At 47.2% G+C, this 14885-nt stretch carries 14 protein-coding genes; 10 read left to right on the top strand and 4 right to left on the bottom strand.

The features are described from left to right. Nucleotides 1-85: 85 nt before the first annotated feature. From ACFI32_RS06810 to gmk, 3 genes are all read right to left on the bottom strand, one after another. A complete protein-coding gene (locus tag ACFI32_RS06810; protein WP_462625751.1) occupies nucleotides 86-2275 on the bottom strand; it encodes a RelA/SpoT family protein in 2190 nt (729 codons plus the stop codon). Nucleotides 2276-2640: 365 nt separating this feature from the next. Continuing rightward, nucleotides 2641-2901, bottom strand: a complete 261-nt coding sequence (rpoZ, locus tag ACFI32_RS06805) for a DNA-directed RNA polymerase subunit omega (protein WP_201504946.1) — start codon at nucleotides 2899-2901, stop codon at nucleotides 2641-2643. Between the two features lie 149 nt (nucleotides 2902-3050). Beyond that, nucleotides 3051-3677 (bottom strand): guanylate kinase, encoded by a 627-nt coding sequence (gene gmk, locus ACFI32_RS06800; RefSeq protein WP_462625750.1) that lies wholly within the window; start codon nucleotides 3675-3677, stop codon nucleotides 3051-3053. 178 nt (nucleotides 3678-3855) lie between these two features. On the opposite strand from gmk, the gene ispH reads away from it, so the two are divergent. The 10 genes from ispH (at nucleotide 3856) to ACFI32_RS06750 (ending at nucleotide 14551) form a co-directional block, all read left to right on the top strand. After that, nucleotides 3856-4812, top strand: coding sequence for a 4-hydroxy-3-methylbut-2-enyl diphosphate reductase (gene ispH, locus ACFI32_RS06795; protein WP_462625749.1), 957 nt, complete (start codon nucleotides 3856-3858; stop codon nucleotides 4810-4812). A 132-nt stretch (nucleotides 4813-4944) separates the two neighbouring features. Continuing rightward, nucleotides 4945-5760, top strand: a complete 816-nt coding sequence (locus ACFI32_RS06790; RefSeq protein ID WP_462625748.1) for a thioesterase family protein — start codon at nucleotides 4945-4947, stop codon at nucleotides 5758-5760. A gap of 435 nt (nucleotides 5761-6195) precedes the next feature. Beyond that, a complete protein-coding gene (gene htpG, locus ACFI32_RS06785) occupies nucleotides 6196-8166 on the top strand; it encodes a molecular chaperone HtpG (protein WP_462625747.1) in 1971 nt (656 codons plus the stop codon). Between the two features lie 444 nt (nucleotides 8167-8610). Further along, nucleotides 8611-10059, top strand: a complete 1449-nt coding sequence (locus ACFI32_RS06780) for a C13 family peptidase (RefSeq protein ID WP_462625746.1) — start codon at nucleotides 8611-8613, stop codon at nucleotides 10057-10059. Between the two features lie 264 nt (nucleotides 10060-10323). Further along, on the top strand, nucleotides 10324-11430 hold the full coding sequence (locus tag ACFI32_RS06775; RefSeq protein WP_462625745.1) for an S-(hydroxymethyl)glutathione dehydrogenase/class III alcohol dehydrogenase: 1107 nt from the start codon (nucleotides 10324-10326) through the stop codon (nucleotides 11428-11430). A 153-nt stretch (nucleotides 11431-11583) separates the two neighbouring features. Beyond that, nucleotides 11584-12471 (top strand): S-formylglutathione hydrolase, encoded by an 888-nt coding sequence (gene fghA, locus ACFI32_RS06770; RefSeq protein WP_462625744.1) that lies wholly within the window; start codon nucleotides 11584-11586, stop codon nucleotides 12469-12471. Nucleotides 12472-12609: 138 nt separating this feature from the next. Next, the gene (rpe, locus tag ACFI32_RS06765; protein WP_462625743.1) at nucleotides 12610-13311 is read left to right on the top strand and encodes a ribulose-phosphate 3-epimerase; all 702 of its coding nucleotides are present in this window, start codon (nucleotides 12610-12612) and stop codon (nucleotides 13309-13311) included. Next, on the top strand, nucleotides 13311-13664 hold the full coding sequence (locus ACFI32_RS06760; protein WP_462625742.1) for a hypothetical protein: 354 nt from the start codon (nucleotides 13311-13313) through the stop codon (nucleotides 13662-13664). The genes rpe and ACFI32_RS06760 overlap by 1 nt, the downstream gene beginning before the upstream one ends. A gap of 78 nt (nucleotides 13665-13742) precedes the next feature. Further along, a complete protein-coding gene (locus tag ACFI32_RS06755; protein WP_462625741.1) occupies nucleotides 13743-14054 on the top strand; it encodes a hypothetical protein in 312 nt (103 codons plus the stop codon). 185 nt (nucleotides 14055-14239) lie between these two features. Continuing rightward, the gene (locus tag ACFI32_RS06750; RefSeq protein WP_462625740.1) at nucleotides 14240-14551 is read left to right on the top strand and encodes a hypothetical protein; all 312 of its coding nucleotides are present in this window, start codon (nucleotides 14240-14242) and stop codon (nucleotides 14549-14551) included. A 155-nt stretch (nucleotides 14552-14706) separates the two neighbouring features. On the opposite strand, the gene rpmG is transcribed toward ACFI32_RS06750, so the two are convergent. After that, the gene (gene rpmG, locus ACFI32_RS06745; protein WP_010201403.1) at nucleotides 14707-14862 is read right to left on the bottom strand and encodes a 50S ribosomal protein L33; all 156 of its coding nucleotides are present in this window, start codon (nucleotides 14860-14862) and stop codon (nucleotides 14707-14709) included. Nucleotides 14863-14885: the final 23 nt, after the last annotated feature.

The raw sequence follows: 14885 nt of genomic DNA, 5'->3' as shown, positions 1-14885 counted from the left end.
TCCTTATGGTTATGATGTAATAATATCGGCCAGTTATTGGCCGATAGGTTAAATAATGGTACTGAGCGCTATTGTATAAGCATCTCTACAGCTGATACAAGCGCATGATGTTGGGGAAACCTAGAAGCGCGCGCAAATCGCGGATACCTTGCGCCAAGTGTACACGGCTACGCACAATAATATGAATGATGGTGTCGCTATGACGCACATCAACAGTTTCAACCCCGATGTTCAGCTGGCGCAGGTGATAAATCACCTCACTGATTTGTTCATCATTAAGGACGATAGACAGTTTGAGGTAAGCAGGAAAACGGATTTTTTCGCCATATTCGCCAGCGTCATGCTGATTGATGGCACTGTCATCACGCCAGCGCAGTTGAATCGCCTGATAAGGGTTGTCTTTACGGATGTCATCGAGTGAAAAGCATTTGTGACGATGCACCACCAAGCCGTGTCGTGACAAGTGACCAAGGATAGGGTCACCATAGATTGGATGACAGCAGTTGGCAAAGTCCAGCTCAACCCCTGCGGCATTGGCCACCAGTTGTTGTGGCTGCTGCGCCTCAGCGTCTCCTTTTTCTGCCTGCATTTGACTCACTTCATCGCTAAACAACCGTGACACCACCAGTTGCGGCAGAAGGGTGCCAGCGCTGATCTGCTCAAACAACGTGTCTTTATCAGGCACGCCGCGCCATTCTAGTAGATTCTGCCAGTCATTATCGTTTAAGTCATCGAGACTTTTTTGATAGGTTTTGAGCGCGCGGCCAAGGGCTTGCTGTCCGTGATGCTGCTTTTCGGTAACGGATAAGTCTTTAAACCAGCGCATGATTTCTTCACGTGCTTTGTTGGTGACCACAAAGCCAAGCCACTCTGATTTCGGCGCTGCTTGACTATCGACTTCGATTTCAATCATTTGGCCATTTTTGACCACAGTGCCAAGCTTGGCGGCTTTATTGTCAATATTGGCACCCACGGCCACGTTGCCCACCATAGGCCCGACCGCGTAAGCAAAGTCTAGTGCTGTCGAGCCTTGCGGCAGCTCATAAGCACGCCCTTGCGGGCTGTAACATAGGATTTTGCTAGAATGCAGATAATCCATCAAGTCATTAATCGTCGATACCGCTGCTGAAAAATCAGGGCTGTTTTCATTGATAGTGCTGTCATCATCGACCAAGTCTTTCATATTGCGTAGTGACGCTTGGATGACCGACTGGCTCACATCTGAGGCGTGCTCGACGCCAATAACACCAAGTCTGGCGGCGCGCTGCATTTGCTTGGTCAAAATGGTGACTTTAATAAAATCATTGTCCCGCTCGTAGATCAGGGTCAGCGACTGATTACCGCCTGGAAGCGGTCTGCGAATATTGTCTTCAATATGCTGATCGTCAATCTGATATTTTTTAATCAAGTAATACGCCAGCTTATCGCAGGCTTCGACGTTATCGAGCACAATCTCAAACGAATAATGGCGCAGCAACGCATTGATCTCACCGCGATTGCGAAAAAACTGTCGATACATGGCGACGCGGTTGTCCAATATTTTGACATGACCACCCAGCTCTAGGTTGTTCATGACAATGGTTAGATAGCGATGAATGGCTTCTTTTTGAAAGTTGCGACCAAGTCCGTGCTGCAGCAGTTTGTCCGACAGTTTGTTATACATGTTGGAATCAAGGTTACGGTAACACAGCACTTCGATATAATCGGCAATGTCATTGAGACCCATCAGGCGAGCAAAAGGCACGTAAAAATCCAGCGTTTCTTGCGCCGTGGCTCGCTGCTTTTCAGGGCGCACGGCATCAAGCGTGGACATATTATGCAAACGGTCAGCCAGCTTGATGATCAACACGCGTGGGTCATCTAAGGTGGCGATTAAGATCTTATGAAAGGTGGCCGCTTTGTTTTGCTGTTTGTTGTGTTTTGATGATTTGAGCTTGGTGACGCCGTCGACTAGGCGTGCGACCACGTTGCCATAACGAACTCTGATTTCATCATCGCTGACGTCAGTATCTTCGACCGTATCATGCAAGATGGCGGCAATAATGGTGTCACGATCCAAGCGAAAGCCTGCCAATATCTCAGCCACTGCGATGGGGTGGGTGATATAAGGCTCGCCTGATTTGCGTTTGTCTTTGATATGGGCGATATCGCCAAACTTGCAAGCGTCAACGATGTCATGCCTTTCGGCAGCATTCAAATACCCAACAGAACGTAGTAAGTTGTACTGAGCATCGTCAACCATCGGATGACTGAGTTTTGGCAAGTTTTGGCTCATAAATGGCTGTCCTATTAATGATTACTGGTAGTGATTACTGGTTGGATATGGCAATAAAGTGCTCACTGATTTTTTTTGACAATACCAGCATCGACATCTGTCCGTTTCAGACAGGTGCTCAATACGTGTAACGGTTGTTAAGACGGGTAGGTCAGCCTCTAATTAATCGTAAAATGCGTTGAATGTCAACTGCTTCGCCCATTAGCCTTTAAAAAATAAGGCGTACGACCCTCAGGGAGACGATTTTCGATATCGGTGGTGAATATGGTCACGATTGTCGCAAGACAATATGGTGAATCATAAACAACAAAAAGCCACAGCATCACACTATGGCTTTTTTTATTGATGTCGGTTTACAGCAAATTTTAGAAGCTGTGATCGCCTGATAAGGCAAGGTCTAATGAGCTTGTGGCAAAGTTGTGTTCTGGCTGATTTAGGATATCGCGGGTGATTTTGCCAGCAGCGATTTCGCGCAGTGCCAATACCGTTGGCTTGTCGTTGTCCACTTCAACCATTGGCTCAGCGATACCTTTGGCCAGCTGACGCGCGCGCTTACTTGCGACCAAAATCAGCTCAAAGCGATTATCAACATTATCCAAACAATCTTCAATCGTCACTCGTGCCATAGATAGCTACCTCGGTTGGTTTTATCAGCAGTATAGTCAGACCGCTTGCTGATAAAAATTGTATCAAAAATATAAGGGAATAACTGATTATTATAGCACTTTTTTAAGCGCACGCGCAGTTGCTTTTTATACTTAGTGCTGACGTAAGGCTATTTTTCTGCCTCTGCTTCTAATAAGGTGTTGATGGTGCGGCGATAGCGCTGCTGCTGGCGGGGCAGGCGTTGTCTGTCTGCCACGATGATGGCTTTTAGCTCAGCGAGCGCCACCTCAAAGTTATCATTGATGACAATATAGTCAAAATGGACATATTGCGCCATTTCAGTGACCGCGCCTGCCAGTCGCTGCTCGATGACCTCAGCGCTGTCTTGAGCGCGTGTGGATAGACGTTGGCGTAAGGTATCGATACTTGGTGGCAAAATGAATACCATCACTGCGTTGTCAAAGATTTTTTTGACCTGTAGGGCGCCCTGCCAGTCGATTTCTAATATGACGTCAATGCCTGCTTCTAGCTGGGCACGTACACTTTGCTCTGAGGTGCCATAGTAGTTGCCAAACACTTCAGCGTGTTCTAAAAATTGACTCTCGCCAATGCCTTGGGTAAAGGTGGTCACATCGGTAAAGTGATAATGGTGGCCATCAATCTCACCAGGGCGGGGGGCACGCGTGGTGTGAGAGACGCTGACGGTTAAGTCATTGGTCGTGGCAAGCAGCTGTTTGACCAGCGAGGTTTTGCCAGTACCTGAAGCGGCGGTGATGATAAACAATGAACCGGTCATAGCGGTGTCCTAATAATCAAAATAAAGGGTAAGCAAAGATGATGGGGCGCGGCGCATAATAATAAGGTACAAAGCGTCACAAAAAAAGGCGACTGACTAATTCAAATGCAATAAGCGCAAATTATGATAAAGTAGAGCATTCTTTTTTATCCCAAATTATCCAATGATAGGCCGCCTTATGCAAATTTATCTTGCCAATCCACGTGGGTTTTGTGCGGGTGTGGATCGCGCTATTGCAATCGTCAATGAAGCGTTGATGCGTTTTGAGCCACCCATTTATGTGCGTCATGAAGTGGTACACAACAAGTTTGTGGTGTCAGATTTGGCCGAGCGCGGTGCCGTGTTTGTCGAAGAGCTTGATGAAGTGCCTGATGGCTCTATCGTCATTTTCTCCGCCCATGGCGTGTCAAAAGCGGTTGAAGATGAAGCCACGCGCCGTGACTTGACCGTGTTTGATGCCACCTGTCCGCTGGTGACTAAAGTCCATATGGAGGTGGCCAAGTTTGCCCATGATGGTATGGATGCGGTACTGATCGGTCACGCCGGTCACCCTGAAGTTGAGGGTACCATGGGCCGCTTTAGTCAAAAATATGGCGGCCAAATCCATCTGGTTGAAGAGGAGGCTGATGTCACCGCTTTGAGCGTTAAAGATGACAATCATCTGGCGTTTGTGACCCAAACCACCTTGTCGATGGATGATACCGCCCGTGTTATTGATGCGCTGCGTGATAAGTTTCCTAACATTCAGGGCCCGCGCAAAGACGATATCTGTTACGCCACTCAAAACCGCCAAGACGCGGTGAAAGACCTAGCTGCACGCTGCGAGGTGGTATTGGTGGTGGGCTCTCCCAACTCTTCAAACTCCAATCGTTTGCGTGAGCTGGCAGAGCGTATGAGCTGTCAGGCTTATTTGATTGATAATGCCAGCGAAATGCAGCGCAGCTGGTTTGAGGGCATACAAAGCGTTGGTGTCACTGCGGGTGCATCAGCGCCTGAAATCTTGATTCAAGAAGTATTGCAGCAGCTCCAAGATTGGGGTGGCCAGCTGCCGCATGAGTTGTCAGGCATCGAAGAAAACGTGACCTTTAGCTTGCCCAAAGCGCTACGCATACCTGTGACGCAAGTCGGCAAGTAGCTATTTTTTTAAGCGCTATTTAAGTTTTTAAGTGCTATTTAAGCCTTGTTTATTAACGATGATTGATTACCACTCCCCACTGTGCGGTGACAGCATTGTCACCGCATTTGTACTTGTCGATTAAGGATGATCATGGCCATTTATTACCAGTGTCTCTCTCGTCAGATGCAGCCAGAAGGCGACTGCATCACTCACTATCGCCCAACGGAGCACGCCCAAGGGGCATGGAATGAACACGAGCAGCACATGGCACCTGCAACGGGCGTTCTCACCCGTGAGCTAAACCAATTTTGCCCGCAACACAACATGCGTATCGCCCGTATCAGCTTGGATATTTTAGGGCTGATACCGCTTGATGATTTTACCATCCATACCCGCTGTATTCGCCCCGGCAAAACCATTGAACTGATAGAAGCGGTCATGAGTAGTGGTGGCCGCGACTGCATCATTGCGCGTGCATGGCGACTGATGACCCAAGATACCAGTGCCATTGCGGGTCTTGAGGATCCACCTGCCAAGCATCAGCCTGATAAGCTGCCTGTATGGGATGACATGAAAGGCTGGCCGGGCGGCTTTATTGAAAGTGTACGCTTGGTCTCTGAGCCTGATCGCCGTGCGGGTCGCGGTATGGTATGGATTACCAATGATATCGACATGATAGACGGTGAGCCGACCGATGATATGGTACATCTTTTAGGTATGGTTGATACTGCCAACGGAGTCGTACCCCGACTGGGTTTGGGTTTATCCAAGCTAGAATGGATGTTTCCCAATACCGATCTGCAAATCCATATGCACCGTGCACCAAAGGGTCGCTGGCTCGGTATCGAAGCGGTGCAGCAATACGGTGATGATGGTATTGGCCTGACCAGTGCAGTGCTGCATGACATATATGGGCCATTTGGTCGTAGCGAGCAGATTTTGACCATTCGACCAATGCCGCGCTAATACTTTAGATGTTTTGGTAAATAAAATAATATGTTGTATTCAATTAATTATACAAATGGTTGAAAACCCGTTTTAATAAACCTCACCAGATGATATTAATCATTGTAGAGTAAGGCAGAGGTTGTTATGAAAACATACATTCATTTTTCCAAAAAATTGACGACTATCTGGGAGATATTGCTAGCAGCCTATTCAGAATAGTCGCTCACATTCGCGCTTTGCGTCTTAAGTTTGACCCTCAGGGATACTAAAACACCGCTTTGATAGACAAATGCGGTGTTTTTTTATGGAATATCGCTTTAATGCTTGAATTTTTTTTGCCTGCCCCTATCTGTATAAACAGCCTAATGGGCATTAACGCAAAGCGCAGCCAGCACGATACGCGGTGTCTTTGTTATTGTGGTCATTATTTTTTATACCAAAAGGAGTCTTTTAATGAGTGAGTCTACTCAAGCAGATAGCCAAAACCCTGAACTAAAAAAACACAGTTTTGAAGCTGAGGTCGCGCAGTTATTGCACTTGGTGACCCATTCTCTTTATTCAAATGCCGACATCTTTGTCCGCGAATTGGTATCAAATGCTTCTGATGCTTGCGACAAATTGCGCTTTGAAGCCAACAACGATGACAGCCTTTATGAAGATGACGGCGAGCTGCGTATCCGCATTGCAGTCGATACCGAGGCAAAAACCATTACCTTTACCGATAATGGTATTGGTATGAATGAAACTGACGCCATCGAAAATCTGGGTACGATTGCCAAATCAGGTACCAAAGCCTTTTTGGACAAGCTGTCTGAATCACAAAAACAAGACGGTCAACTGATCGGTCAGTTTGGTGTGGGCTTTTACTCAGGTTTTATCGTGGCCGATACCATCACTGTCGAATCACGCAAAGCAGGCGAGCCTGCGGATAACGGCGTACGCTGGGTATCAGATGGTACAGGCGTGTTTACCGTTGAAACCATCAACAAAGCTGAGCGCGGCACGGCCATCACCTTGCACCTAAAAGAAGAATATTCTGAGGGCGAAGACAACTATCTTGATCGCAGCAAAATCAAGCGTTTGGTGAATAAATATTCAGACCACATCAGCTTACCGATCCAGATGCGTAAAGAAGTATGGCAAGAAGACGCCTCAGAAACCGATAGCGATGATGAAAACGCCGCACCAGCCAGCGGTGAGATGGTATTGACCGACGAGTGGGAAACCATCAACAAAGCCAGTGCCTTATGGACACGCTCAGCGTCTGACATCGAAGACGACGAGTATGTCGATTTTTATAAAAACATCACTTATGACATGGATGCGCCGCTGACTTGGACGCATAACCGCGTTGAAGGTCGTGTCCAGTATACCCAGCTTTTATATATCCCCAAAAACGCACCGATGGATCTATACACACGTGAGCAGCAGCATGGTTTAAAGCTGTATGTGAAGCGCGTCTTTATCATGGACGATGCTGAGCAGTTGTTGCCAATGTACTTGCGCTTTGTAAAAGGGGTGATTGATTCTGCCGACTTGCCGCTGAACGTCAGCCGTGAGCTGCTACAAGAGTCGCGTGATGTGAAGTCTATCCGTGATGGTAACGCACGCCGCATCTTGACCTTACTTGCCAGCTTAGCCAATAGCGAAGACAGTGATAAGCAAGAAAAGTTCGCCCAGTTTTATAGCGAATTTGGCGATGTGATTAAAGAAGGTCTGGGCGAAGATATGGGTAACCAAGCGCGCATCGCGAAGCTCTTGCGTTATGCGACCAGCACCCATGATGGCGTTGAAACCAGCTTTGAAGATTACAAAGCCCGCATGAAAGACGGTCAAAAAGCCATTTATTACCTCACCGCAGACAACCTTGCTGCCGCCAAAAACAGCCCACAACTTGAGCTGTTTAAGAAAAAAGGCATCGAAGTGATCTTGATGACCAGCCGCGTTGACGAATGGGCGATGAACTTCCTGACCTCGTTTGATGAGACGCCACTACAAAATATCGCCAAAGGCGCGGTAGATTTGGGCGACCTACAAGATGAAGAAGAAAAAGCAGAAGCGAGCAAAGCACAAGAAACGCTCAAGCCTGTGGTTGATAAGCTCAAAACCACCCTTGGCGAGCGTGCTAAAGACGTTAAAGTCTCAACGCGTTTGGTTGATAGTCCTGCCTGTTTGGTGGTTGGTGAAGGGGAGCTGTCACCGCAAATGATTCAAATGCTTAAGCAAATGGGTCAAGAGGTGCCAGAGAGTAAGCCCACGCTTGAGATCAACCCTGACCATCCACTGATCCAAAAGCTCGATAGCAGCGCGCAGTTTGATGACTTGGCACAGGTTATTTTTGATCAAGCCTTGTTGGCAGATGGTGGTCAGTTAGAAGACCCAGCTGCTTACCTCAAGCGCGTTAATGAATTGTTGATGAAGTAAGCGGTTTACCGTACTTTAATAGATAAGTGATACAAAAAAAGAGGCCTATTATTTGAGCCTCTTTTTTTATGGGTATTTGCTTTGGTCGCGGTGTCTTAGAGTATTACGACAGCTTGCAACAATAGCGTGAGTAGGACGTTATGATACTTATATATCAAGTGGTATTGTGAGTTTGGTGATAAAAGCTGGGCTTTACAAATTAGTCTTATCCTCTTAACTCACAATCCGTTACAATTCCGATAGGTTAGCCAGATAAACTGGCTAAGCTGTTAAGCTGGCACTGTCAAAATAGCAGGTCAGCTTATTGCGCAGGCCGCGTGTTCGCCACTAGATACTATGATATGAGTGGCTATGTGATAACGACAAATGGGTGCGATGCTATTACCCATTGGTGGTTATGTCTTCGTGTTTCGTCAGCCGAAAACTGGATAGAGGTTCAAGTCTTTGTCACTCTCGTCGCTCAAAACCATTTCCTTACAGCGTTTTTCGCTCAACTTTGCTGCCAATATTATTGCGTCGCTGTGGATGCTGGTGGGCTCAACACGCGCTTTTTCTTGGGTGAAACCTACCTTTATACAGTTTGCCGTCTTCGCACTGTTGGCGCTTGGCAGTAACGTGCTGTTTTCGTGGCTGGCTGCAGAGAGTGGCAGCATTTTTAATGAGCAGGGCTTGGTCAGTTATCTGATTTGGCCGACCATTATCTTGCTTGGCGGTATTATTTTAGCCAGACGCTCAGGCAATCAGACGCTGGTATTTGTACCTGTGGTACTGTGGCTCACCGCCGATACGCTTTCCGCACTTTTACAAAGTATCGTCCAGTTTCTGGGCAGTCATGGCTGGCTGCCAGAATGGAGCTATTCGTTTTTACCCATTTTATTTTTGGTGTTATTTTTGTGGCAGACGCTGGCGCTTTTGTGGATTTTTGCGCGCCGCATGCGTACCCCGTGGTGGGAGCGTATCATTGTACTGATCGGCTCAGTGGCACTATTGACTATTTGGCAAAGCAATGTGACCGATCAGCCGATATTCAAACAAATTCCTGTTCAGCCAGTGCTCGCAGAAGCCGCGTTTTATCAGCAGCCAATATTGTTAGATCAAGCCTTAAGCAGTATTGATGCGGACATCCCTGGCAAGACTGATTGGTACTTTATGGGCGTGGCAGGATTTGCTGAGCAGGACGTGTTTCGCTCGGAGATTAATAAAGTAAGGCAGTTATTTGATGTGCGTTTTGGTACCAGCGGTCATTCATTGGCATTGATCAACAATACCTATAGCTGGATGGATGAGCCAGTGGCAAGCAAAACCAGTATCCTACGCGGTCTTAAGCGCATTGGTCAGCAGATGAATGCCGATGAAGATGTGCTATTTCTGACGTTATCCTCGCATGGCAATCAAGATCTATTTCAGCTCGCCAATCCGCCGCTTGATATGGAGAATATGGAGGCGTCATGGCTGCGCGACGCACTTGATGCGTCAGGTATCCGCTGGCGTGTCATCGTGGTATCGGCTTGTTATTCAGGGTCGTTTATTGATGAGCTAGCCTCACCAACGACGGTGGTGATTACCGCATCGGCCGCTGACAAAGCCTCATTTGGCTGCACCAATACCGCAGAAATGACCTATTTTGGCCAAGCCTTTTTTGCAGAAAGCTTACGTGAAAACACCAGTTTCGCTGCTGCCTTCAATGATGCCAAATTACGCGTGAGCGAGCGCGAGGGTTTTATGGGCTTTGAGCCGTCTGAGCCGCAAATGGCGGTTGGTAGCCTAATGAGAACCGCGTTGCCAGCATTCGAGCGGGTACTGTTTGATCAGTCAGGCGTATCTACTGCAGTCAGTAACTCGGTGAGCGTAGGATCAGAAACAACGGTAGACCATCTCCCAACCACGCCCTAGTGGGTATTGCGAGATGCTAAATAGTTAGCAACTTTTATACAACAGTCTGTCTTTAGACCTCGCTCATTTGAGCGATCAGTTTTTGTTATAATACTGGACGGATATGACTATTAGAGTGGTCTATTATTGCTCAGCAATGAGTAACGGCAAGGCTCAGGATGACCCTTGCCCTCAAGTCCGCCCAGTTTTGTTCACATAAAAATTTTGTTCGCAAAATAATAACCATAGCATAACCCTCACTCTCGTACTTATTAGGAGCATATTATGAAAACCACTGCTGCCATTGCTTGGGAAGCCAACAAGCCGCTGACGCTGCATGAAGTCGATTTACAAGGGCCAAAAGACAATGAAGTTTTGATTGAGCTAAAAGCCACTGGTATCTGCCATACTGACTATTACACATGGTCAGGTGCCGATCCTGAAGGCCGTTTTCCTGCAATTTTGGGTCATGAAGGTGCGGGTATCGTGCTGGAAGTGGGCAAAAATGTAAAAAGCCTTAAGCCTGGCGATCATGTGATTCCGTTATACACCCCTGAGTGCCGCGAGTGTAACTTTTGTCTACATCCAAAAACCAATTTGTGTCAAGCCATTCGTACCACGCAAGGTGAAGGGGTAATGCCAGATGGCACTTCACGCTTTAGCTTTGATGGTGAGCCAATTTTGCATTACATGGGCACATCGACCTTTGCCCGTCACACCGTGTTGCCTGAAATTGCGGTTGCCAAAATTCGTGAAGACGCCCCGTTTGATAAAGTCTGCTACATCGGCTGCGGCGTGACCACTGGGGTAGGCGCAGTTGTATACAGTGCCCAGATGGAAGCGGGCGCGACAGTTGCTGTGTTTGGTTTGGGCGGCATTGGTCTAAACGTCATTCAAGGCGCCAAGCTCATTGGCGCACGCCGTATTATTGGTATTGACTTGGACCCAAGCCGCGCTGAATGGGGTCGCCGTTTCGGTATGACTGACTTTATTAATCCAAGCGAAGTGGATAATGTGGTCGATCATATCGTACAAATGACAGGTGGCGGTGTTGACTATTCATTTGAATGTATTGGCAATGTTGAAGTGATGCGCCAAGCGCTAGAGTGCGCTCATAAAGGTTGGGGCCGCTCGATTGTGATTGGTGTGGCTGGCGCAGGACAAGAGATCAGCACCCGTCCGTTCCAATTGGTCACTGGTCGTAAATGGGAAGGCTCAGCCTTTGGTGGCGCGCGCGGCCGTACCGACGTACCAACCATCGTAGATTGGTATATGGAAGGCAAGATTGATATTGATTCACTCATCACGCACAAGCTTAAGCATGAAGAGATCAATAAAGGCTTTGAGCTGCTCAAAGATCCAAACTGCATTCGTAGCGTGATTGAATACTAATACCAGTGTTATTCGTGCATTGATCGTTTGGTAAAAAATCATTTTGGTAAGACCCCACTAAGCAGACATGACGACCATCGTCGTTGTGTCTGCATTTTCGCCTTCGATGCACCATCACTCATAAATGACGAACGAATCAAAGGATAAAGCGGTATGAATTATTATCATCATAGCTTACCTGCAGGCTCAGTACTGACCAGAACCAGTCGCAATCGCTGTTTTGACGGTGAGCAGCATTATTACCGTCATGAGTCCAGCGCGACGAAGACTCCCATGACGTTTAGTATTTATTTGCCCGATGAAGCATTGCTCGGACATCAGTGTCCTGCGATACTGTATTTATCAGGGCTTACCTGCACAGCGGACAACGTCACGCACAAAGCGCATGTGCAACAAAAATGTAGCGAGCTTGGCATGATCTTTATCGCTCCTGATACCTCGCCGCGCAGCACAGATGACAACGACGTGGCCAATGATGAGCGCTATTTTGTTGGGCAAGGGGCCAGTTACTATGTCGATGCCACCAAAGCGCCGTGGTCTGAACATTTTAATATGGAAACCTACATCGTTGACGAGCTTTATGATGTGCTGCGCTCTGAGTTTCCCATCAGCAATGTCGGCATTATGGGGCATTCGATGGGTGGACATGGCTCGTTATTGCTAGGGTTCAAGCATCCAGGTAAGTTTATCAGTGTCTCGGCGCTGTCGCCTGTGTGTGCTGCCAGTGAGTCGATGTGGGGGCAAGCGGCCTATACTGAATATTTTGGCGATGACCAAGCGCTGTGGGATGAAGCCGACGCCTCAAAAATGATCGCTAAGGTAGGACGTCAATACTCTGCTATTTTGGTGGATCAGGGCGGCGACGATGAGTTTTTGTTAGAGGGTCATTTGCAGACTGAAAAGCTACAGCAAGCATGTAGAGAAGCGCAGCAGCCACTGACCCTGCGTTATCACGCCAGCTATGATCACAGCTACTATTTTATCCAAACCGTGGTCAACGATCATATTGAGCATCACTGGCGCATGGCACAACTTGGCTGATAGCGCTATGCTATAATCAAGCCATGAATAATGGGGCGCACTTGCTGATATCCAGTATACAGTCAGTGCGCACTATGATGATAAGCCGTTTATTAGGCTTTTTTTACCCTTATATCAAAGCTACTGCTGGATACCATTATGACTAAGACCGTTGCCAATACAAAACCTGCTAACTATCTGATAGCACCGTCCATTTTGTCTGCTGACTTTGCTCGCTTGGGTGAAGAAGTAGAGCGTGTGCTTGCTTCAGGGGCAGATGTGGTGCACTTTGATGTGATGGACAATCACTATGTACCCAACTTGACCTTTGGTAGTATGATTTGTAAAGCGCTGCGTGATTACGGTGTTGATGCGCCTATTGACGTGCACTTAATGGTGACACCTGTCGATAGTATGATTGAGCAGTTTTTGGAAGCAGGGGCGAGCATCATCACCTTTCATCCAGAAGCCAGTCATCACGTTGATCGCTCTCTTCAGCTTATCAAAGATGGCGGCGCTGAGTGCGGCTTGGTATTAAACCCTGCCACATCACTGCATCATCTTGATCATGTGATGGATAAGGTGGATCAGATCCTACTCATGAGCGTCAACCCAGGCTTCGGCGGCCAATCATTTATTGAGGCCACTTTGGATAAAGTGCGCGCCGTACGCAAGCTTATTGATGCCAGCGGCCGTGATATCAGACTTGAAGTGGATGGTGGTATTAAGGCCAATAACATTCGTGCCATTGCTGAAGCGGGAGCTGATATGTTTGTTGCAGGATCTGCAATTTTTAATCAAGACGATTACCGCGCCGCTATCGATGCCATGCGCGCAGAATTGGCGCAAGTACAGGCATAATGAATATGCAACCATCTGATCAACAGACGACCGACAAGGCAACATCGGTACCAAGTAATGAGCAGCACCTTGTGCCCAAATACATCACCGTTGGGCTGGCACTGTTTTCGTTGGTATTGAGCCTTGCAGGCTACGGTTTTCGCTTGGCGGTTGGCCATGAGACAATGGCGGTCTTACGTCATGCGGCAGTGATTGTGCCGGCGTTTGTACTGGGCATCCCGCTGCTGTTTTGGCTGGGCTCGCGGCTGTTTAACAAAATACAGCACACCAATATCGAGACCAGAAACGCCTTGAGTCTTGGCTGGCTGACAGCTTGTGTGTCTTTATTATGGTTGATGGGCTCTTATAGTTGAGCGCCTGCGTTACCAACAACCCACCTTCTTTTTTATCGCTAAATAAGCAGCGCTAACCTTGCGCGGCTGGATGCTTTTATGCAAAAAACATGGGCTAAGATCACGGATACTATTTTTCCTAAAGACATTCCTAACGGCTTGATTCTCACGCTAATCATCGCCTGTCTGCTGCTTGGGCTTGCCTCATTACGTCACGGCACGGGCATTCAAGGGTGGCTAAATGTCATTGAAAACTGGTTGCTGATGCTGCTTATCTTGCCAACAGCCACGGCAACTGTTGCACTGCCATTTAAATACCGTGATCCAAGTTTTGAACTAAAGCTCACCTACTATATGGGTATGTTCGTCGCCTTTTTATTTACCCTTGGTAAACTGCGCTACTGGCATTGAACAATGATGATATAGTCAAAGGACAATGCTATGAAGACAATACAAGACGACTCCGAGTGCCTGCTGACCGGTTTGCTCTTGAATTTTACTGATAATGCATCCATTGAATGATTATTACATATGTGCCTGAGCTGAGGGTTGGTAATTAACCAACCCTCAGCTCAGGACAACGAGGAACAACTGATATGCCCCACAATACAGACAATGACATAGAAGCTGATTACGAACATAGTGATCCGTTTGCAGGCTTTGCCAAAGAAACCACATTGGAGCTGATCGCTGCAGATGATGGTACGCTGATGTTGCGTGATGCGGATAAAAGTGAAGAGCCGCTGATGACGATTGATTTTTCAGACAAACTTAAAGAACTGCTGGGTAATGATACCCAAGCGATCGGTCAGCATATGATCCAAGCTGCCATACAAGTGATCATGCAAAAGCAGATGAGTCAATGGCATGCGCACGTTTATGATAAAGAGCCAACAAACTATAGCTGATGCATTGACGCCAAAATATACAATAATTCAAACGTATTTATAATAAAAAAAGGGCTTATCCGAAGATAAGCCCTTTTTTTGTGCATATGATATTAGATGATAGATACAACCGTCGTCTGAATATCAAATATGCCATCAATGATGGTTAACCACCATTATTTGATTTTTGCTTCTTTAAAGATCACATGCTGACGGACTTTAGGATCAAACTTTTTGATCTCCATTTTGCCAGGCATAGTGCGCTTATTCTTAGTAGTGGTGTAGTAGTAACCAGTACCAGCGGTCGAAACCAATTTAATTTTATCTCTCATAATCGCTTTCCTTTAAGTGGTGG

This window comes from Psychrobacter sp. PSi21 (genome assembly GCF_054960615.1).
The sequence above is the reverse complement of the archived record's forward strand: the minus strand, read 5'-3'. Positions and strand labels throughout refer to the sequence as shown.

Bases quoted from the DNA above. Each gene is read 5' to 3' on its own strand.
- ACFI32_RS06755 (WP_462625741.1), top strand. From the start codon at position 13,743: ATGCAAAAAACATGGGCTAAGATCACGGATACTATTTTTCCTAAAGAC.
- gmk (WP_462625750.1), bottom strand. From the start codon at position 3,677: ATGACCGGTTCATTGTTTATCATCACCGCCGCTTCAGGTACTGGCAAA.
- rpe (WP_462625743.1), top strand. From the start codon at position 12,610: ATGACTAAGACCGTTGCCAATACAAAACCTGCTAACTATCTGATAGCA.
- fghA (WP_462625744.1), top strand. From the start codon at position 11,584: ATGAATTATTATCATCATAGCTTACCTGCAGGCTCAGTACTGACCAGA.
- ACFI32_RS06775 (WP_462625745.1), top strand. From the start codon at position 10,324: ATGAAAACCACTGCTGCCATTGCTTGGGAAGCCAACAAGCCGCTGACG.
- htpG (WP_462625747.1), top strand. From the start codon at position 6,196: ATGAGTGAGTCTACTCAAGCAGATAGCCAAAACCCTGAACTAAAAAAA.
- ACFI32_RS06790 (WP_462625748.1), top strand. From the start codon at position 4,945: ATGGCCATTTATTACCAGTGTCTCTCTCGTCAGATGCAGCCAGAAGGC.
- ispH (WP_462625749.1), top strand. From the start codon at position 3,856: ATGCAAATTTATCTTGCCAATCCACGTGGGTTTTGTGCGGGTGTGGAT.
- ACFI32_RS06760 (WP_462625742.1), top strand. From the start codon at position 13,311: ATGAATATGCAACCATCTGATCAACAGACGACCGACAAGGCAACATCG.
- rpoZ (WP_201504946.1), bottom strand. From the start codon at position 2,901: ATGGCACGAGTGACGATTGAAGATTGTTTGGATAATGTTGATAATCGC.
- ACFI32_RS06750 (WP_462625740.1), top strand. From the start codon at position 14,240: ATGCCCCACAATACAGACAATGACATAGAAGCTGATTACGAACATAGT.
- rpmG (WP_010201403.1), bottom strand. From the start codon at position 14,862: ATGAGAGATAAAATTAAATTGGTTTCGACCGCTGGTACTGGTTACTAC.
- ACFI32_RS06810 (WP_462625751.1), bottom strand. From the start codon at position 2,275: ATGAGCCAAAACTTGCCAAAACTCAGTCATCCGATGGTTGACGATGCT.